Consider the following 18,348-nt stretch of genomic DNA (forward strand, 5'->3'; position numbering starts at 1 on the left):
GGCGGCAGCGGTGGCTCGCGTTGCGGTGCTGCGGCCGTCCGGAGCGCCGGCGCCGACGGTCATCGCGGGTCGCGCCGCAGCGGGTGGTCGGCAGGGACCTCGACGAGCACGATCGGCACGCGGTCCGGGTCCTCGATCCACACCTCGACCAGCCCCCACGACTCCCGCCGGGGCTCCCGGAGGACCGTCACCCCCGCGGCCCGCAGGCGCTCGTACTCGGCCCGGACGTCACGGACCTGCAGCCACAACTGCAGCGGTCCGCCGGGCTCATCGTGCGAACCGGACACTTCGAGGAGCCCCTGGCCGAGGAAGAAGACCACGCCCGGGTGCTCGGCCGGTCCGAATTCACGGTAGATCGCCAGGCCGAGGATGTCGCGGTAGAAGCTCCGGCTGCGCCCGAAATCGGCCGGGCGCAGCAGAATGCGGCTGCTCAGTACCTCCACGGCTCGATCATCCCCGCCCTCCGGCCACTCCGCAGCGGATCCACGTGGTGCACGCGGCGACCAGTCGGTCGGCGAACGGGCAGGGATGCTCCTCGCCGGTGCGAGGGTGTCGCTACGCCACCGGGAAGTCATGATATGTGCTTGGATACGGCTCGTTGTCGAGCGTGTAGTGCCACCATTCCTTCGGGTAGTTGGTGAACCCGCCTTGTGCCATCAGGCCGGTGAGCAGCGCCCGGTTGTTCCTCGCCAAGCCGCTCAGGCCCGCGGTGATCGTGTGTGCGAGTGGGTCGAAGCAGTCGAAGCCGGTTCCCATGTCGATGCTGTTGTCGGGAAACCGCTGCGCCGCCGGCGCGGTGCAGGGCAGGAGCGGTTCGCCCGTCCGGTAGGAGGGTTCCGCGCGCGAGGGGGTGGCGACCAGTGTCAGGTCCATCGTGCTGCCCCGGCTGTGCGCGGTGGGCCCGCCGATGTATCCGTCGTCGAACAGCACGGACTTGTCGACCTCGGGGTAGAACTCCGCCTTCATCCGCTGGTCGGCTGTCGTCGCCCAGTGCACGAAGTCGTCGACGCCCTGCTGGGGCCGGTAGCAGTCGTACACCTTGAGGCTGTACCCCTTGCTGAGCGCGGTTGTCTGCACCCGGTGCAGCGCCTCGGCGGCCTGGCGGGTGAGCAGGCAGCGTGGCCGCTGGTAGCCGGTGATCGGCCGGCCGACGAAGTTGTGGGCGGTGGCGTAACGGATGTCGGTCAGGATGCTGGGATCGATGTCGGGCAGCGAGACGAATCCCGGCGGGAGCTGAGCCGCGGCGGCCGTGGACGGGCTCGGCGGTGCCGGCGGGGACGTGTCGCCCGCGGCGGGCGGGGACGACTCGCGGGCCGGCGCCGGGATCGTCGGGGCGGGCGGCGGTTGCGTCGGCCGGGCAGGTCCGCCGCACGCGGCGATCAGTGTGCAGGCCACAGCGGCGGCCAGGACGCGGACGCAGCGCCCGGCACGCCGGCGTGCGCCGGCCCCGGTCGCCGCCGCCCGACCGGACGCTGTGGGCCTGCCTGTCGTGAGGTACATGCGCAGATTATTGTGCTTTGTACGGTGGTCGATGCCCGCGAGCCGCACGGTCGGCGCCCCTCCCACCTGCCGCAGGGCGGTGCTGCCACCTGGTCGCTCCGGGCCGCAGCGGCTCGGGCGCTCGCCTGCGGTTCGTCCGGAGACCACGTTCAAGGCCCTGCGTGGAGTCAGCTGTGCCCGGGGATGCAGCCTGTGCGACACGTCCGCTACCTGGTCCGGATGACCACCTTCCGAACGGGCTGCCCGACTCGTAGTAGCGGTAAGCGGCGGCGGCCTCCGCGAAGGGGAGACGCGGTCGATGACGGGCCTGAGGCGATGGGCCGCGATGGTGCGGTTCATGTCGGCGAACTGGGCACGGCTACCGACGGCCAGCGCACGACGGTGGCGCCGGCGCCGAACAGGAGACCGTGGTCGATCGCCGAGCGACCGCCGGAGGCGGACCCTACCAGGGCCCCGGCAAAGTCGGCTCGATGACGCCCGAAGTGTCGATCACTGTCATTCATCGCTGCCGTTCCGCTCAACGCGCGTGCGCGGCTCGTGCGCGAGTTGCGTCGCGTACACGTCTGTTTGATCGATGTCGGCGACCGCCTGGCGAGCCACTGTCTCGTCGCCCCGATCACGGAGCAGGCGCACAAGCACGTAGAACGCGGTCTTGTCGCCGCGTTCGGCGCGATGTCGGAGGTCGCTGCCGCGCCCCTGCTCGTACAGCAGGCGGTCCAGCCGTCGGCGTGCACACCGATCGCTCTCGCCCCGGCGGGCGAGTTCATCGAGCCGCCCCGCCTTCGCGAGCAGGTCCATGTGCCACAGGTGTGCGTTGTGAAGGTAGGGGTCCGGGCTGTAACACTCGGCAGCGGAGCGGAGCCGAGACTCGGAGATCCGGCTCGCTGGGACTGAACGGCGGTGACCAGCGCCTCGGCCAGGCTAAACCGAACCGTGCGCCGAATGGCCGTGAGCAAGATCAGCTCACGGCCTGTCCTGAACGGAGCCGCGCAACTCACTACGGACATCGGTTTGCGGTACGAGTCCGGCCAGGGAATCCACGCAACCCCGGCATCCGGAATGTGGCCCGAACGGCCAGCGTCATCATCGGCCGTCGTCGGAACTCGGGCCTCTTGCCGCTACGACCTCTTGATCGGATGCACGGACATGCCGCTGACGGAGCTCGCCTCGGCCCTCAATGCTCAGGGATCTTTGACGGCTTGGTCGGGCCGATCATTGTGGCAGGACGGAGCGCCGCTGATTGGTAGCGTGCCCAAGGGCGCACCGCAGGCCCGGGCCAGATGGATGCTGGTCAATCTCGGTGTCTTGCGCTCTGGGTGGTGTGGGCCGTCAGCGCCTGTTGCGGCGGACCAGGAAGACGACAACGCCGACAACGACTGCGATGCAGCACAGGGTGCTGGTCAGGCGGCCGAGCGAGTATGCGATGTCTTCCGCTGCGTCTCTGGACCCTTGTGCCCCGGAGCCGCTGGCCCAGGCCGGAGCGCCAGCGGCGGTCGAGGTGACAACACCGGTGACGGCGGCGCAGATGCGCATGGACAGGACACGCAGGCTCACGATTCGGCAGCGTAGATCATCATCACCGTTGCCACAATCAATCGGCCAGACCAGACGTCCGGACCTGCCGCTGGTCTCGCGCGGCGCCGGCACCCTGGTCGTCGCGGCGAGCGACGTGCCCCGCCGACATCGACGCTTGCTGTCTTATGGATGAACCTGGCTGAAGTCGGAGATCTATTCTTTGGCGGTACGAGCGGCTGCGAGTACTCACTGGGAGGGCCTGTGTCGGTGTGGGCGGGCGTGCGGCAGCGGGTTGAGGCGTTGCGGGCGCATGGCGCGGACGAGCGGGTCTTCGGGGCATCCGCACACGGTTTCGTGCTGGAGCCGGCCCTGACCACGGATGAGCTCGCCGACCTGGAGGCGTACCTCGGCGTGGTTCTGCCGGAGGAGTACCGCTCATTCCTCACGGAGGTCGGTGCGGGCGGCGCGGGTCCGACATACGGTATCTTCCCGGTCCGCCGCGAGCCTGCCGGCACCTGGCGCTGGCACGGCGACGGCGCAGACCTGACGAGGGTGCCGCTGCTCGCGACGCCGTTTCCGGTGCAGCGGATCGGTTCGGCCGCGCTCGCCGAGCTGCGGCAGAGCTGCCCCGATGAGGTGGACTTCGACGACGAGGAGGCGTTCGACGCCGCGATGGAGGCGTACGAGGAGCGCGTCGAGGCGCTGCTGTGGGACGACGCGTTGACTGCCGGCGCGATCTGTCTCGAGCACCTCGGTTGCGCTCAGCGCACGTGGCTCGTTGTGAGCGGGCCCGCTCGAGGGCAGATGTGGGACGACCCGCGGTCCGACGAGCTCGACCTGCGCCCGGTCCTCGGTCCGGGCGGGTCGACGCTGGTGACGTTCGCGGCGTGGTACCTGCGATGGCTCGACGCTGCCGAGCGTGCCACGGGCTGACCGACGCTCAATCGTCATGATCGAGTCGGGGTCGCCAGGGCAGCCCGGATCTTCCACGTTGTCCGAGCCCTCACCGCCAGCACAGCGGAAGGTATCGGACCGACGGACCTCCTCCAGCGGGTATCCGCTCAAGTAGCCGCAGGTCACGCGCGCCAACCGGCTCGGAGATCGTCACGCTTCGTGGTAACTGGCGGGCGCATCGAACCGTGCGGCTGTGCGCGCTCGTGTTGCTGAGCACGATCATGCACGGCGACGGCTGGGGCCGCCGTGGCAATGGTGGGTGACATCTCCGGCTGTTCGCGCCCCGGGTAGTCGGAGGTACAGCCCGCGCTGACGCCTCGCAGTTCGGCCGGCACAGCCGCGGGGTCCATGCGGTTCCGGCTGCGGAGGCCGGTCACCGCTGAGGTCGGCCTCGTCCCGACGGGCAAGGCGGCTTCCGTCTCGAAGTCACCCTGCGGACGAAGCTGCCGGAAGGCCTGCCCCGGGAAGCCGGTCGCGAACTCATCGAGGCCACTCACCAGGTATGCCCGTACTCCCACGCCACACGCGGCAACATCCCAGTCGAACTGCTAGCCGGGTAACCGCCGGACGCCGCCTGGATCGCGACCACCGGAGTCCGCGACGCAGGTGGCGTCGTCGACCCCGCCGATCCACCCGTCCCGGTCCGTACTGCGGTCGCCGCACTGGTGCTCAACGCCGACGCGGTGCGCGCCGCCTGCAGCCTGTCCGGCGGCGCTCGGCGTTACCGGTTGCAGGTGCGCTCCCCTGCCGATGGCGCGGTCTGGCTCACGCAGCAGCAGATCACCGAGTTGTACGGCACCTCCGTGCGGCGCTCATCACGGTGCGTAAGAAGGCCCTGGTTTCGGTGACCTGCTGAGCCTTCGCTGCTGTCGGTGGGGCCCGAACTCGCGAGCAAGAACCACCCATCCGGACCGCGAGTGGCGCTTGGCGCTGCGGCATCACCTCATACACCGCCGACGTGGAATGAACGCCCGCGCCTTGGAACAACTGCACCGCAAAGCCTCACCGGCACCATCGAACGGGTCAGCCGGCCCGTGCCCGGGTTGCCGTGGAGAACGCGGGGCGGTGGAGCTCGACCCCCCTTCCCGCCGCTGGCCGGTGTGCTCAGCCTCTCTTCCTGCCCGGCTGCAGCGGGCGGTGGGGCTCAACCGCACTTCCTGCCCGGCAGGTGGGCATCGTTGCGGTGAGGCGGGGCCAAGTTGACGACCTCGTCGACGTCGGTGAGGAGGTCCGTGCGGTGGGTGATGAGCAGGACCGCCCGGTCGCCCGTGGCGGTCAGCAGGTCGCGGGTCAGTGCGGCGGCGGTGGGCTCGTCGAGGTGTTCGGTGGGCTCGTCGAGGATCAGGACGGGGAAGTCGGCCAGCAGCGCGCGGGCGAGCGCGAGCCGGCGGCGCTGGCCGCCGGACAGGGTGACGCCGTGCTCGCCGACGGGGGTGTCGAGGCCGGCGGGCAGGGTCCTGACCCAGTCGAGCAGCCGCGCGGCCGTCAGGGCCGTCTCGAGCTCGGCCTGGGTCGCGCCGGGGCGGCCGATGCGCAGGTTCGCCTCGATGGTCGTGTCGAACAGGTACGCGTCGTCGCCCAGGTATCCGACGACCCGGCGCAGGTCGTCGCCGCGCAGGTCGCGCACGTCGACATCGTTGAGCGTCACCCGGCCGGCGACCGGGTCGAGCCATCGCAGCAGCAGCGCCGCGACCGTGCTCTTGCCTGCGCCGCTCGGGCCGACGAGCGCGACCCGGCGGCCCGGGCGCAGCGTGAGCGACACGTCGCGGACCACCACCTGGCCCGGCGTCCAGCCGGCGGACACGCCCTCGAGGCGGACGGTCGGCGGGGCGGCCGGCAACGGTGCGGGCTCGATCGGGTCCGGGGCCGGGTCGGCGGCTGCGGCGATCTCGGCGAGCCGGCCGAGGGCGGCGCGTGCCGCGGCGAGGCGCTGCGCGGCAGCAGGGATCGTGCCGACCGTCTCGAACACGGCGAGCGGGGTGAGCACGACGACGGCGAGCAGCTCCCCCGGGAGGGTGCCGGCCCGGACCGCGACGGCGCCGGCGGCCAGGCCGGCGAGGACGCTCAGGCCCGTGCACAGCGCGGTGACCGCGGCCGACAGGCCCGCGGCGGCGCTGGAGCGGCGGGCGGCGGTGAGCAGCTGCCGGTCGGTGCGGTCCAGCGCGGCGAGCGCGTCACCGGCGGCGCCGTGCGCGATGAGCTCGGGCAGCCCTTCCATCAGGTCGACGGTGCCCGCGGCCAGCGCGCCGCGCAGGGGTGCGAGCCTGGCGTCGGCGCGACGGACCGCCGCCGACTGCAGCACCGGCACCCCGACCGCGACGAAGAGCAGCCCGGCCGCGAGGACCGCACCGGCGACCGGCAGCAGGCCGCCGACGAGCAGCACGGTGGCCGCACCGGTGACGGCGGCGACCGCGATGGGCAGCAGCACGCGCGCGATCACGTCGAGCACGGACTCGACGTCGTCGACGAGGCGCGCGACGAGGTCACCGCGGCGGAACGCGGCGATGCCGGCGGGCGCGAGACGCTCCAGCCTCCGGTACGCCTGCACCCTCAACCCGCCCAGCACCCGGAACGCGGCGTCGTGGCCGGTGACCCGCTCGACATACCGCAGCACGCCCCGACCGATCCCGAACGCCCGCACGGCGACGATCGCCACCATCAGGTGCAGCACCGGCGGGTGCTGAGCGGCGCGCGAGATGAGCCACGCCGACGTCGCCATCAGCCCGACCCCGGCTCCGGCCGCGCCGACCCCCGCGATCAACGCCAGTGCGAGCTGCCCTGCCGCCGGCCGGCACAACCGCAGCACACCACGGACAACACCGACGCCACGGCCGTCCACGGCTCGCTCCAGGCCCACCGCGCCGGCCACGCCACGGCCCCGGGACGCCGCACCGGGCACGCCATCCACGCCGCGCTCCAGGGGAGGCTGACCGGCCGCGCGGGCACGGTCGTCGCGCGGTCGGGTGGCGGCGTGGACGGGGCGGTCATGCGTCCGGGTGGACTCGGCCGGTGCGCCGTGGTTGCGGTCGGGGGTCATGTCGCCGTTCTTCGTGGGCGAGGTGGACGGGCCGTTGGGGCGGGCCGCGTGGTCGGTGACGCTCATGCCGGCACCGCCGAGCGGCCGACCGGAATCACGCGGTCAGCGAGAGCGACGAGCACGGAACGATGGGCCGTCACGATGAGCGTCCAACCGTTCGCGGGGGCGCAGCGGCGGGGCGCGTGGTCGGTGACGCTCATGCCGGCACCGCCGAGCGGCCGACCGGGATCGTGCGGTCGGCGAGGGCGATGAGCGCGGGGCGGTGGGCGGTCATGATGACCGTCCGGCCGGTGGCGTGGGCGCGGATCGCGGCGAGGATGCCCGCCTCCGTCGCGGCGTCGAGGTTGGCGGTCGGCTCGTCGAGCAGGACCAGCGGGGCGTCGCGCAGGAACACGCGGGCCAATGCGATGCGCTGCCGCTGGCCGGCGGACAGGCCCGCGCCGTCGTCGCCGAGCCTGGTCGACATGCCGTCCGGCAGGGCGTCGATGAACTCCAGCGCGCCGGCGAGGTCCGCGGCGCGGCGCAGCGACTCCTCGGTGGCGGCGGGCGCGCCCAGGCGGATGTTGTCGGCGATGGTGCCGGCGCTGAGCCAGGGCCGCTGCGGCAGCCACGCGACCAGCCGCCGCCACGCGTCGGGGTCGACGGCCGCCAGGTCCTGGCCGTCGACGGTGACGGTGCCGGCCGCCGGTGCGGCGAAGCCGAGCAGCACGGCCAGGGCCGTGGACTTGCCGCAGCCGCTGGGGCCGGTCAGGGCCACCAACTCGCCCGGGTGGATCTCGGCGGTGAACGGCGGCAGCGACGCCTCGGACCGGCCGTCGTGACGGACGACGACGTCCTCGAAGCGCACGGTGCCGGCCGGTGCCGGTGCCGTGCCGTGCGGTGGCGGCGGCCGGTCGAGGATCTCGAACACGGACGTGGCGGCGGCGAGCCCTTCGGCGCTGGCGTGGTAGTTGGCGCCGACCTGGCGCAGCGGCAGGTAGGCCTCCGGGGCGAGGATCAGCACGAGCAGCGCGGTGGCGAGGCCGAGGCTGCCGTCGACGAGGCGCAGGCCGATGCCGACCGCGACGAGCGCCACCGACAGTGTCGCGAGCAGCTCCAGCACGAGCGAGGACAGGAACGCGACCCGCAGCGTGCGCATGGTGGTGGTGCGCTGCTCGGCACTGATCCGGGCGATGACCCCGGCCTGCCGCTTCGCGCGGCCGAAGACCCGCAGGGTCGGCAGGCCGGCGACGACGTCGAGGAAGTGGTGCGACAGCCGGGCGAGGAGCCGGAACTGGCGCCGGTTCGCCGACTCGGTGTGCAGCCCGACGAGGGCCATGAACACCGGGATGAGCGGCAGGGTGAGGGCGATCGTGCCCGCGGCGACGAGGTCCGCGGGCGCGATGCGGGCGAGCACGATGACCGGCACCAGCGCGGCGAGGACCAGCTGCGGCAGATACCGCGCGAAGTAGGCGTCCAGGGCGTCCAGCCCGCGGGTGGCGAGGACGGCGACCTTGCCGCTGTCGCCGGCGGCGCCCGGGCCGAGCGCCGCGACGTGGGCGAGCAGCCGCGACCGCAGTTGCCGCTTCACGGCCGCGGACGAGCGGGCCGCGGCGACCTCCTGCGCCCAGGCGACCGCCGCCCGCAGCGCGACGACGGCGGCCAGCCAGCCGAGGGCCGGCGCGATCCGGGCCACGTCGGCGCCGTGCAGGTACACGGCGGTGATGCCGTCGGCGAGCAGCGTGGCCTGGGCCACGACGAGCGCGGCGAGGGCGACGCCGAGGGCGACGGACAGCACGAGGTAGCCGCGGGTCGCCCGGGCGTGGCGCAGCAGGCGCGGGTCGAGGGGCTTCACGGGTGGGCCGCCGGGATGTGCTCGACCCGCAGCCGCCGGCGGAACACCCAGTATGTCCACGACTGGTAGCCCAGCACGATCGGGGTGAAGCAGACCGCGACCCAGGTCATGACCTTCAGCGTGTACGGCGTGGACGACGCGTTGGTCACGGTGAGGCTGTCGCCCCCGGGGAGGGTGGTCGGCATGACGTCGGGGAAGAGGGTGACGAACAGGGCGGCGACGGCGAGGACCAGGGTCGCCCCGGTGGCGAGGAACGCCCAGCCTTCGCGGCGGGCCCGCGCGGCCACCACCGCGCCGATCAGGGCCGCGGCGGCCGCACCCGACAGCGCCCAGCCCCAGGCGTCGTCGTGGGTCAGCTGGGTCCACAGCAGGAACGCCGCGGCGAGGAGCACGGCGGGCAGGCTGAGCCGGAACGCGAGGCGCCCCGCCCTGGCCCGGACGTCGCCGTCGGTCTTCAGCGCCAGGAACACCGCGCCGTGCAGCGCGAACAGCGACAGCGTCGTGAGTCCGCCGAGCAGCGCGTAGGGGTTGAGGAGGGTGAAGAACGTGCCGGCGTACTCGTGCTCGGCGGTGATCGGCACGCCGCGGACGATGTTGCCGAACGCGACACCCCACAGCAGCGCCGGCACGAAGCTCCCGGCGATGATGCACAGGTCCCAGCGGCGCCTCCACTGTGGACTGTCGACCTTGCCACGGTACTCGAAAGCCAGCCCACGCAGGATGAGCGCCACGAGGATGATCAGCAGCGGCAGGTAGAAGCCGGAGAAGAGCGTGGCATACCACTCCGGGAAGGCGGCGAACGTCGCGCCGCCGGCGACGAGGAGCCAGACCTCGTTGCCGTCCCAGACCGGGCCGATGGTGTTGATGAGCAGGCGCCGCTCCCGCTCGTCGCGGGCGAGGACCGGCAGCAGCATGCCGACGCCGAAGTCGAAGCCTTCCAGGAGGAAGTAGCCGGCCCAGAGCACGGCGATGAGCGCGAACCAGACGGTGGTGAGTTCCATGTCGTTTCCCTCTAGTACGCGAACGCCAGCGGACGGTCTTCGTCATCTTCGTCAGCTATGTCACTGGGTACGACGATTTCGGGTGCCCCGGCCCGGGCGTAGCGCAGCATCAGCATCAGTTCGACGACGGCGAGCGCGCCGTACAGGAGCGTGAAGACGACGAGCGAGGTCGCGACGGTGCTCGCGGACACCGACGGCGAGACGCTCTGTGAGGTCTTGAAGATGCCGAAGACGGTCCACGGCTGGCGGCCGACCTCGGTGAAGATCCAGCCGAACGAGTTGGCCAGCAGCGGCATGGCGACCGTGGCCACGGCGGCCGTCCACAGCCAGCGCCCAGCGGGCAGCCGGCCCTTCCGGGTACGCCACAGCGCGACCACGGCGACGGCCATGGCGAGGACGCCGAAGCCGATCATGAGGCGGAACGACCAGTAGGTGACCGGCACGTAGGGCACGTAGTCGCCTTCGCCGTACCGCTGCGAATACAGCTGCTGGAGGTCGTTGATGCCCTCGACGGAGCCGCCGGGGCTGCCGGTCGCCATGAAGGACAGCAGCGACGGGATGCGCACGCTGGCGACCTCCTCGCGCCCGTCGAGCGAGCCGATGGTGAAGATGGAGAACGAGGCGGGTTCGGACGTCTGGTACAGCGCCTCCGCGGCGGCCATCTTCATCGGCTGCTGCTCGGTCATCACCCGCGCCTGCAGGTCCCCGGTGACGAGCACGCCGACGCCGGCGACGAGCACGACCCAGGCGCCGAGGCGCAGCGCCGGCCGGAACACGTCGACCTGGTTGCCGCGGCGCAGGTGCCAGGCGCTCACGGCGAGCATGAACGCGCCGCCGGTGAGGAAGCACGCCGTGACGGTGTGCGGGAAGGTCACGAGGGTCGTCGAGTTCGTCAGGACCGCGACGATGTCGGTGAGCTCCGCCCGGCCGCGTTCGGCGTTCACGGTGTACCCGACGGGGTGCTGCATCCAGGAGTTGGCGGCGAGGATGAAGTACGCCGACAGCATGGTGCCGATCGACGCGAGCCAGATCGCCGCCAGGTGGACGCGCTTCGGCAGCCGGTCCCAGCCGAAGATCCACAGTCCGAGGAACGTCGACTCGAGGAAGAACGCGAGGAGCCCCTCGATGGCCAGGGGCGCGCCGAAGATGTCACCGACGAAGCGTGAGTACGCGCTCCAGTTCATGCCGAACTGGAACTCCTGCACGATGCCGGTGACGACCCCCATCGCGAAGTTGATGAGGAACAGCTTCCCCCAGAACTTCGTCGCTCGCAGGTACTCGGGGCGCCCGGTCCGGAACCAGGCGGTCTGCAGCCCGGCGACGAGCGCCGACAGGCCGATGGTGATCGGCACGAAGATGAAGTGGTAGACGGTGGTGATCGCGAACTGCCACCGCGCAAGGTCCAGCGCGTCCATGGCCCGATTCTCGGGAGCCGGCGCGGGCGGCATCAGGGCCGAACGGCACGTCCGTCCGGGACTGTCGGGCCCTCCTGCGTGAGGACGGTCACGCGGTGCCCGGGCGCGCCTCGGCCGGCCAGTTGAGGACCTTGGCGCCGAGGACCGCGGCCTGCAGGGTGAACCGGTGGGTCGGGTCGGCCGCGTCGTAGCCGGTGAGGGCCTTGATGCGCTCCAGCCGGTACGTCACGGTGCGCACCGACACCCGCAGCCGCTTCGCCGACTCGGTGGCCACCCCGCCGGTGGCGAAGTAGACGTCCAGGGTGTCCAGCAGCGGCCGGGCGCCGCCGCGGGCCTGCAGCAGCGGGCTGAGCACGGCGGAGACGAGGTCGACGATGGCGGGCTGGTCGCGCAGCAGGACCCGGTAGACGAGCAGGTCGTGCGCGGTGATGACGGACTTGTCCGCGTGCAGGCGCCCCGCCATGGTCAGTGCCTCGCGGGCCTCCTCGTAGGAGCGGGCGATGCCGTACAGGCCCGGGTGCGGGCGGCCGACCGCGACCCGCCACGGCCGTCCGTGCCGGAGGCGGTTGAGCTCGCCGTGCATCAGCTCACCCAGGTCGCTGTCGCGGCCGGCGGGTGCGGTCGTGCCGGTCACGGCGGGCTCCGCCGGGGCGAGGACGACGAGGAGGTTGTCCTTGGTGGCGACGAGGACGTCCCGGTCGCCGAGCCGGTCGAAGATGACCGCCTCGAGGGCGCTGATCGCCGTGTCGGTGTCGGGCAGCCGCCGGCCCGGGGCGGCGAGCGCCACCTGGTGCACCCGGGCGAGGTCGAGCCCGAACGGCTCGGCCCGCTCGACCACGCTGCCGAGGTCGGAGTCGCCGCGCAGCAGGTCGTCGACGAGCTCCCGGCGCAGCGCCTCCTCCCGGCGGACGAGGTCCCGGCGCGCGACCGCGTACCCCTCGGCGAGGGTCGCGACGGCGTCGTCGATGACGTGCAGCACCGCGGCCGCGGCGGCGCGGACGACCTCGCTGTCGCGGGAACGCACCACCATCGGCAGGTCCTGCCACAGCCGTCTGGCCGCCGACAGGTACAGCTGCACCACCCGTCCGGCGGAGATGCCCTGCTCGGCGGCCTGCCGGCCGAGCAGCGCCACGGCGTCGAGCTCGGCGCGTCTGGGCCGGCGGCCGCTGACCGCGGCGTCGGCGAGCATCGGCAGGTAGTCGCCGAGCAGCAGCACCGGCACGTCACCGGCGTCGCGGGCGGCGGCGGTGGCGACCTCGGCCAGCCATGCCTGCTGCGCCTGCTGCGGCTGCGCGGCCTTGGACGCGTCGGCAGACGCGCCGGTCGAGGCCCGCCGGCTGCGGTCGGCCATCGCAGTGCTCACCTCCCGCCGGCGTCCGGCCGCCGGGTCTCCGGCGCGGCGGTGCGTTCCCGCCGTGGCCGGTCACCGGCAGTGTAGACCCGGCTCCGCAGGCCCGGCTCCGGTTCCCGCCGCGAGCAGCCGGGGCAGCGGCTGGCCGCCGGTTGCCGGATCAGTTGGTCGATACGGATGTCGGACCCGCATCCGGTACACCTGCCGTAGCGGCCACGGTCGAGCGCGTGCAGCGCGTGTTCGACGTCGTCGAGCCGGCGCCAGGTGAGCTCGGCCAGCGCCGGCTGCTCGGTGCTGCCGGCGCCGCCCTGCCGCGGCTGGTTGAGCAGGCGGAGCTGGGTGCGGTACCGGTCGCGGTGCTCGTGCAGCAGCACCCGCAGCATGTCGAGATCCCGCTGCCTGCCGCGTGTGTCCATCGTGAAGCTCCTGGTTCGTGGCCGCCGGAGGCGCCGGCCGTGCGGTCCGGCGCCTCCGTGCGGCAGGGGGTCAACGCCCGCGGGCCTGGCAGGGCACGCAGAACCGCGCGTGCGGCAGGATCTCCAGCCGGGCGGCGGGAATCGGGCCGGTGCAGCGTTCGCAGTGGCCGTAGCTGCCCGCGGTGAGCCGGGACAGCGCGGCGGAGATCTCCTCGATCGCCTGGCGGGCGGCGGCCGTGCGCGCACCGATCGTGTCCGGGTCCTCGCCGGCGCTGCCCGGCTCGGTGCCGGCCGCGGCGAGGACCGCGAGCTCCTCGGTGTGCTGTCGCAGCTGCGTCTGCAGCGTGTGCCGCAGCGGACTCGTGTCGACGCTCATGCTGGTCTCCCATCAACCTGTCAGAACATTGCGGTGGAGCACGCGTGTGCCGGTCAGGGCCGCACGGCGCCGCGGCGCAGCGCGGCGAGCGCGGCCAGGCCGGCGCCGCGCACCGCGGCCAGATGCGGCGCGGCCGGGCGGCGCACCGGGGTGCCCGCGGCACCCGCGATGCGCGCCGCCAGCCGGGGCCGGGCCGCCCCGCCGCCGACGAGGAGCAGACCCCCGCGGATCGCCGCGGCGACGACCTGGCGGCGGTGGCCGGTCTGCCGGCGCACCCGGCCGACGAGGTCGGTGATGGCGGCGACGACCGCCGCGTCGAGGTCCGGCCCGTCGACGCCGTCGTGCAGCCCGACGTCGCGCCGGTGGGCCGCGACGATCACGCCGCCCTCGAGCACGGCGACCTCGGTCAGGTGCGCGCCGACGTCGGCGACCAGCAACGGGCCCGGCGCCGCGCCGGCACCGATCGCCGCCGCGCGCACGGAGTCGATGAACAGCAGCCGTGCCGGTTCGAACACCTTCGTCACCAGCTCGCGCACGGCCGGCTCCATCCGCGGGTCGGTGCCCACGGGCCGGCACGTCACGACCACGGCACCGGCGGGCAGCGGCCGGCGCCGCTCCCACGAGAGGCCGGACAGCAGGGTCCGCATCGCGTCCAGGTCGGTGATCCGGCCCCGGGCGACCAGACCGGACCACGGCGCGGTCACCGTCTCCGGGTAGCTGAGCTGCAGCACCCCGCGGCCCGACGCCCAGATCCTGGCGCCGGCGCCGCCGAGGTCGAGCCCCACGGCCGCGGGCTCGTGCGCGGGGCTCGCCGCGCCGGCGCGGAGCCGGGGGTCGCCCGGTCGTTCTGAGCGCTCCAGGGCGGCGCTGCCGGTCGGTTGGGTGAACATGGCTCTCCTCTCGGACACCTGAACGCGGTCCGTGACGACGGTGAGGTTGTGCGGAAGACGGTCCGGACGCGACCGGGACGGGCCGTGGCGGTGCCGCAGCACGAGGGGTCAGGCGCGTCCGGCGTCGATCGCCGCGGACGCTGTGGCCGGGCCTGCGGTCAGCCGATGACGGCCGGCACGCCGTAGCGGCCGGGCGGCGACTGCCGGTGGAAGCGCTCGAGCCCGATGCGTCCCCGCGCCACACGTGGCCAGGTTGGGGTCGCACCGGGCGAGCCGGTCGGCGCGGGGCAGGCGGCGACCAGGACGGGGGGCCGCTCAGGGCACAACACGCCAGTCACCACGATCACCACCCCTGCGAGCCGTACCGAAGGAATCTCCAGCATCGGCGATCCGCGCCCGGCATACACCAGCATCGGTCGGCAACCTTGACGGCGCCCTGCTTGCCGATCATCGGCAATCTGCCCGCCGGCAGGCGCCGTGCCACCGCGTGGCGCCCGGTGCCCGCACGGGCCCGCACGGGGCCCGGCCCGGTGGCCCTCAGGTCCTGCTCCGACACGGTGAGCACCGCGGACTCGAGCTGGTCGGCCAGGCCGAGACGGCTCAGGCCGGCCGCCGCGAGGTCCTCGGCGGCGGCGCGCATCCGGTCCGTGGCGCGGTTGATGGTCGCCGCGCCCAGCCCGAACGCGCCCCGCATCCCGCCCGGCAGGAAGCGCCGGTGGTAGCGGCCTTCCGCGGCGGCGGTGAGCGACGCGGTGGACTCGCGCACGAACGCGTCGACCACGTCGATGAGCTGGTTCACGGCGTCCGCCGCCGCGGCGGCGTCCGGGTCGTGCCCCACCACCGGCACGCGGGCCTCGAGGTCACCGCCGGCGACGGCCCGGCAGACGGCGGCCAGCATCCGGAGCGTGTCGTCCCCGGAAGGCCGCGGTTCCTTCGACACCCGTCTCATACCGTGACAGTCCCGGTCAGCGACCAGAAGAACTCGTCGTAGGTGCGGCCCTGCTCGGCGAGCTCCCGCTCCAGCAGGCGGGTGGACGCCTCGATCGCCTCCTGCGGCCGGCCGTGGCGGCGTTCCTCGGCGCGCAGCCTGGCGTAGAGCCCGGTGACGGCCGCGACCGCGGAGCGATCCGGGCGGCGGCGGTTGGAGTGGTACCCGACGCGGGCGCCACGGGCGTCGAACGACGGCGTCACGTGCGCCAGCACCCAGTAGTGCGCGCCGTCGCGGGCCAGGTTGACGACGTAGGCGAAGAGCTCGTCGCCGCGACCGATGGTGTCCCACAGCAGCTTGAAGACGCACCGCGGCATGTCAGGGTGGCGGATCACGTTGTGCGGGCTGCCGATCGCCTCCGCGGCGGTCAGGGCGGACATCCTGAGGAAGACCGGGTTGGCGTACGTGATGACGCCCCGTAGATCGGTCTTGGTCACGATCAGCTCGTCCTCGCCGAGCATCCGCTCCTGCCCGGTCGGGGCCACCGTGGCCTCACGCATCGCACCTCGCCGTCCGATCGGTCCGTGCCTGTTCCGTCCGTCCCTCTATTCGCCGGGCCGCGCGCGAAGTGTAGGAAAACGCGCGGCGTCACCCGGCGCCAGCAGGCCGACGCCGCCGTCGTAGCGGCGGTAGACCAGGGCGCCGCGGCCGTCGGCGGCGTCGGTGAAGAACAGGAACGGCAGCCAGCCCTCGGCGAGGCGGGTGGCGGCCGCGTCCGGGGTGAGGACCGGCGTCCGGCGCGAGTTGACCGTCGGTGTCGGCGTGCCGTTGGCGGTGACCGGACGCATGCTGTGCTGCCGGGCGACGCGCAGGCCGGTGGGGCCGGCGCGGTACACGACGGCGTCCTCGCCCGTGTCCAGTTCGGTGAACAGGCACACGTCGTAGTCCATCGCGGCCAGCATCGACCCGGCCTGGCAGGCCCGGCGCGGCCGCAGCGGCACCACCTTGCGGCGGGTGATCCGGGCCGGGCCGGGCACCGCGAGCGTGCGCCGCTGCGGGTCGGGCCACGGCCACGGCTCCCACCCGGTCTCCAGCCGGGTGATCTGGCGCTGCAGCCGGTCCGTGGCGGCCGCGACGGCGGCCGGCAGGGTCGGGCCGTCGACCTGGATCCGGGCGGGTGCCCCGCCGACGCGCAGGTTCACCTGGATCACGGCCGGGCAGCCCGCGTGGGGTCCGCAGGTGAGGCGCAGCCGCGCCGCGCCGGCCGAGCGGTGCCGCGCGACCACGCCCGCGACGGCCGCCCGCGCACTCTCCCGGTCGTCCGGGTCGACCGGCCCGCGGCTGCGCACGTCGACGTCACCCGCGGGGCCGATCACTGACACGTCGAGCTCCGGCACCGGTACACCTCCTGGATCGGCAACGGCGTCAGTGTCGCCGCCCGTCACAGGGGCCGACAGTGCCGAAGGTCCCGTCCTCGCCGTCCCGGATCCGGGTGCCTACCGGTGGCCGGCCTTCTCGTGCTCGAGCCTGGCCAGCAGCCGGTCCTGGAGGAGGTCCACGGCCTCGTACGGGCCGTCCGCGGCCGCCTCGGCGTGCAGGACCCGGCCGTTCAGGTCGATCTCGGCGCGGGCGGTGACGGGCCGGGTGGCGGCCGGGTTCGCGATCCGGTCGAGCCGCACCTTGGCGTAGAGGATCGGGCGTCCCGTGTGCCCGAGCACCGCGGTGACCTTCTCCCGGGCGTACCCCTGCAGCCGAGGCTCCATCCCTGCCTGCAGCTGGACCTGGACCTCGACCTCGTCGTGCGTGCGGGACATCGTCTCGTCCTTCCCTCATCCAAGGGGCGGGGTTCCGACCGCCTGAGATCATTTGATCTCCCCGGTACGGAACGCCTCCAGGGTCTTTGGTTCCGTCACACCGCGGTGGCGCGGGCCGGCCGGGATCATTCCCCGGTGCCGCCCGTGGCCAGGTGTAGCGGGCGGCACGGCGGGCAGGTGCGCTGCGAGAACGCCGCCCCTGCCGCCGCCACGGACGGTCCGGCACCGCCTGCGGGCTCGAAGCACCGTGGAGGCGGCAGGCACTGAGGCACTTCGCGGGAAGCGAGGCCGACGGATGGACATCAGCACACGCAACAACGGGCGGTCGGTGCAGGAGCTGCTGCGCTGCGCCGCCGAGGAGGCCACGCGGGCACCGTCCGTGCTGAACACGCAGCCGTGGCGGTGGCACGTCAGCGAGGACGGGCTCGACCTGCACGCCGACCGGACCCGCCAGCTGCACGCCATCGACCCGGCCGGCCGGCTGCTGATCCTGAGCTGCGGCGCGGCGCTGCACCACGCCCGGGTCGCGCTGGCGGCGTCCGGGATCAACCCGTCGGTGCGGCGTCATCCCGACGCGGCCGACCCGGACCTGCTCGCCCGGGTGCGCTCCGGCGGGATCCAGCCGGTGCGGGCGGAGGACGCCGCCGCCGCGGACGCCATGCGGCAGCGGCGGACTGACCGGCGGCCGTTCCTGGCGTCCGGGCCGGCGGCCGGCGACGCGCTGGACGCGCTGCACGCGGCGGCGACGGCCGAGGACACGACGCTGCACCGCATCGACGGCGACCAGATCGCGTACCTGCGGGCGGCCGAGCACGGCGCGCAGATCATCGAGGCCAAGGACGAGCGGCGCCGGGAGGAGCTGCGGGAGTGGACGGGGCGGCCGGCGGAGGAGGGCGACGGTGTGCCGCCGGAGACCGTCGCGGGACCGACGCCCCGGCCGGTGCCGCTGCGCGGCTTCGGGCTCGGCGACCGGGCCGCCCTGACCCCGGGCACCGGCGACGACCGGTCCGCCGGGTACCTGCTGCTCGCCACGCGCACCGACGAGCCGGCCGCCTGGTTGCGGGCGGGCGAGGCGGTCAGCGCGGTCTGGCTCACCGCGATCAGTCTCGGGCTGGCGGTCTCGCCGATGAGCGACGCCGTCGAGGTGCCCGGCGCGCGCGCCCTGCTGCGGAGCCTCCTGCCGCACGGCGGCAATCCGCAACTCGTGCTGCGCGTCGGCGCCGATCCCGGGTCGCCGCCACCGGCGAGCCCCCGCCGGCCGACCGGTGACGTCATCGGCGACGAGACCGGACCGTGACTCCCCGCCGTGGAGCAGGC

At 73.6% G+C, this 18,348-nt stretch carries 18 protein-coding genes; 2 read left to right on the plus strand and 16 right to left on the minus strand.

Annotated elements, in window-relative coordinates:
- Positions 1 to 59: 59 nt before the first annotated feature.
- From ACQEVZ_RS05610 to ACQEVZ_RS05625, 4 genes are all read right to left on the minus strand, one after another.
- Positions 60 to 443: a VOC family protein gene (locus tag ACQEVZ_RS05610; RefSeq protein WP_344505999.1), complete on the minus strand. Its 384-nt coding sequence runs from the start codon at positions 441 to 443 to the stop codon at positions 60 to 62.
- A 112-nt stretch (positions 444 to 555) separates the two neighbouring features.
- On the minus strand, positions 556 to 1,500 hold the full coding sequence (locus tag ACQEVZ_RS05615) for a M15 family metallopeptidase (protein ID WP_433362187.1): 945 nt from the start codon (positions 1,498 to 1,500) through the stop codon (positions 556 to 558).
- A gap of 495 nt (positions 1,501 to 1,995) precedes the next feature.
- Positions 1,996 to 2,298, minus strand: coding sequence for a hypothetical protein (locus ACQEVZ_RS05620; protein WP_433362190.1), 303 nt, complete (start codon positions 2,296 to 2,298; stop codon positions 1,996 to 1,998).
- A 531-nt stretch (positions 2,299 to 2,829) separates the two neighbouring features.
- Positions 2,830 to 3,054 carry a hypothetical protein gene (locus ACQEVZ_RS05625; RefSeq protein WP_433362193.1) on the minus strand — a complete coding sequence of 75 codons (225 nt, stop codon included), beginning with the start codon at positions 3,052 to 3,054 and terminating at the stop codon, positions 2,830 to 2,832.
- Positions 3,055 to 3,276: 222 nt separating this feature from the next.
- Here ACQEVZ_RS05625 and ACQEVZ_RS05630 point away from each other — a divergent pair, with 222 nt between their 5' ends.
- Positions 3,277 to 3,948: an SMI1/KNR4 family protein gene (locus tag ACQEVZ_RS05630; protein ID WP_433362196.1), complete on the plus strand. Its 672-nt coding sequence runs from the start codon at positions 3,277 to 3,279 to the stop codon at positions 3,946 to 3,948.
- Between the two features lie 1,165 nt (positions 3,949 to 5,113).
- On the opposite strand, the gene cydC is transcribed toward ACQEVZ_RS05630, so the two are convergent.
- The 12 genes from cydC to ACQEVZ_RS05690 all read right to left on the minus strand — a co-directional run bounded on the left by cydC (position 5,114) and on the right by ACQEVZ_RS05690 (position 17,031).
- Positions 5,114 to 7,072, minus strand: coding sequence for a thiol reductant ABC exporter subunit CydC (gene cydC / locus ACQEVZ_RS05635; protein ID WP_433362199.1), 1,959 nt, complete (start codon positions 7,070 to 7,072; stop codon positions 5,114 to 5,116).
- A gap of 130 nt (positions 7,073 to 7,202) precedes the next feature.
- Entirely contained in the window at positions 7,203 to 8,840 is a 1,638-nt protein-coding gene (gene cydD / locus ACQEVZ_RS05640) for a thiol reductant ABC exporter subunit CydD (protein WP_344505834.1), read from the minus strand.
- On the minus strand, positions 8,837 to 9,841 hold the full coding sequence (gene cydB, locus ACQEVZ_RS05645; protein ID WP_433362203.1) for a cytochrome d ubiquinol oxidase subunit II: 1,005 nt from the start codon (positions 9,839 to 9,841) through the stop codon (positions 8,837 to 8,839). Before cydB ends, cydD begins: the two co-directional genes overlap by 4 nt.
- A gap of 11 nt (positions 9,842 to 9,852) precedes the next feature.
- Positions 9,853 to 11,256 (minus strand): cytochrome ubiquinol oxidase subunit I, encoded by a 1,404-nt coding sequence (locus ACQEVZ_RS05650; protein WP_433362206.1) that lies wholly within the window; start codon positions 11,254 to 11,256, stop codon positions 9,853 to 9,855.
- An 88-nt stretch (positions 11,257 to 11,344) separates the two neighbouring features.
- Positions 11,345 to 12,607 carry a PucR family transcriptional regulator gene (locus ACQEVZ_RS05655; protein WP_433362208.1) on the minus strand — a complete coding sequence of 421 codons (1,263 nt, stop codon included), beginning with the start codon at positions 12,605 to 12,607 and terminating at the stop codon, positions 11,345 to 11,347.
- A gap of 8 nt (positions 12,608 to 12,615) precedes the next feature.
- Positions 12,616 to 13,023, minus strand: coding sequence for a hypothetical protein (locus ACQEVZ_RS05660; protein ID WP_433362211.1), 408 nt, complete (start codon positions 13,021 to 13,023; stop codon positions 12,616 to 12,618).
- Between the two features lie 70 nt (positions 13,024 to 13,093).
- On the minus strand, positions 13,094 to 13,399 hold the full coding sequence (locus ACQEVZ_RS05665; RefSeq protein ID WP_433362214.1) for a TraR/DksA family transcriptional regulator: 306 nt from the start codon (positions 13,397 to 13,399) through the stop codon (positions 13,094 to 13,096).
- A gap of 53 nt (positions 13,400 to 13,452) precedes the next feature.
- Positions 13,453 to 14,289, minus strand: coding sequence for a rod shape-determining protein (locus tag ACQEVZ_RS05670; RefSeq protein WP_433362217.1), 837 nt, complete (start codon positions 14,287 to 14,289; stop codon positions 13,453 to 13,455).
- Positions 14,290 to 14,632: 343 nt separating this feature from the next.
- Complete coding sequence (locus tag ACQEVZ_RS05675) at positions 14,633 to 15,238, minus strand: HAMP domain-containing protein (RefSeq protein ID WP_433362220.1); 606 nt, start codon at positions 15,236 to 15,238, stop codon at positions 14,633 to 14,635.
- On the minus strand, positions 15,235 to 15,777 hold the full coding sequence (locus ACQEVZ_RS05680; RefSeq protein WP_433362223.1) for a PAS domain-containing protein: 543 nt from the start codon (positions 15,775 to 15,777) through the stop codon (positions 15,235 to 15,237). Before ACQEVZ_RS05680 ends, ACQEVZ_RS05675 begins: the two co-directional genes overlap by 4 nt.
- Positions 15,778 to 15,822: 45 nt before the next feature.
- A complete protein-coding gene (locus ACQEVZ_RS05685; protein ID WP_433362226.1) occupies positions 15,823 to 16,614 on the minus strand; it encodes a sigma 54 modulation/S30EA ribosomal C-terminal domain-containing protein in 792 nt (263 codons plus the stop codon).
- A 99-nt stretch (positions 16,615 to 16,713) separates the two neighbouring features.
- Positions 16,714 to 17,031, minus strand: a complete 318-nt coding sequence (locus tag ACQEVZ_RS05690; protein ID WP_433362229.1) for an HPF/RaiA family ribosome-associated protein — start codon at positions 17,029 to 17,031, stop codon at positions 16,714 to 16,716.
- A 295-nt stretch (positions 17,032 to 17,326) separates the two neighbouring features.
- Here ACQEVZ_RS05690 and ACQEVZ_RS05695 point away from each other — a divergent pair, with 295 nt between their 5' ends.
- The gene (locus ACQEVZ_RS05695) at positions 17,327 to 18,328 is read left to right on the plus strand and encodes an Acg family FMN-binding oxidoreductase (RefSeq protein ID WP_433362232.1); all 1,002 of its coding nucleotides are present in this window, start codon (positions 17,327 to 17,329) and stop codon (positions 18,326 to 18,328) included.
- The last annotated feature ends 20 nt before the right edge of the window (positions 18,329 to 18,348 follow it).

The sequence above is a fragment of the Dactylosporangium sp. CA-152071 genome (genome assembly GCF_050936335.1).
Lineage (GTDB): Bacteria > Actinomycetota > Actinomycetes > Mycobacteriales > Micromonosporaceae > Dactylosporangium > Dactylosporangium maewongense.

What these genes read in the sequence shown, in the direction of transcription:
- ACQEVZ_RS05615 (WP_433362187.1), bottom strand. Translation starts at nt 1,500, where the DNA reads ATGTACCTCACGACAGGCAGGCCCACAGCGTCCGGTCGGGCGGCGGCG.
- ACQEVZ_RS05620 (WP_433362190.1), bottom strand. Translation starts at nt 2,298, where the DNA reads ATGGACCTGCTCGCGAAGGCGGGGCGGCTCGATGAACTCGCCCGCCGG.
- cydC (WP_433362199.1), bottom strand. Translation starts at nt 7,072, where the DNA reads ATGAGCGTCACCGACCACGCGGCCCGCCCCAACGGCCCGTCCACCTCG.
- cydB (WP_433362203.1), bottom strand. Translation starts at nt 9,841, where the DNA reads ATGGAACTCACCACCGTCTGGTTCGCGCTCATCGCCGTGCTCTGGGCC.
- ACQEVZ_RS05650 (WP_433362206.1), bottom strand. Translation starts at nt 11,256, where the DNA reads ATGGACGCGCTGGACCTTGCGCGGTGGCAGTTCGCGATCACCACCGTC.
- ACQEVZ_RS05655 (WP_433362208.1), bottom strand. Translation starts at nt 12,607, where the DNA reads ATGGCCGACCGCAGCCGGCGGGCCTCGACCGGCGCGTCTGCCGACGCG.
- ACQEVZ_RS05660 (WP_433362211.1), bottom strand. Translation starts at nt 13,023, where the DNA reads ATGGACACACGCGGCAGGCAGCGGGATCTCGACATGCTGCGGGTGCTG.
- ACQEVZ_RS05665 (WP_433362214.1), bottom strand. Translation starts at nt 13,399, where the DNA reads ATGAGCGTCGACACGAGTCCGCTGCGGCACACGCTGCAGACGCAGCTG.
- ACQEVZ_RS05670 (WP_433362217.1), bottom strand. Translation starts at nt 14,289, where the DNA reads ATGTTCACCCAACCGACCGGCAGCGCCGCCCTGGAGCGCTCAGAACGA.
- ACQEVZ_RS05675 (WP_433362220.1), bottom strand. Translation starts at nt 15,238, where the DNA reads ATGAGACGGGTGTCGAAGGAACCGCGGCCTTCCGGGGACGACACGCTC.
- ACQEVZ_RS05680 (WP_433362223.1), bottom strand. Translation starts at nt 15,777, where the DNA reads ATGCGTGAGGCCACGGTGGCCCCGACCGGGCAGGAGCGGATGCTCGGC.
- ACQEVZ_RS05690 (WP_433362229.1), bottom strand. Translation starts at nt 17,031, where the DNA reads ATGTCCCGCACGCACGACGAGGTCGAGGTCCAGGTCCAGCTGCAGGCA.
- ACQEVZ_RS05695 (WP_433362232.1), top strand. Translation starts at nt 17,327, where the DNA reads ATGGACATCAGCACACGCAACAACGGGCGGTCGGTGCAGGAGCTGCTG.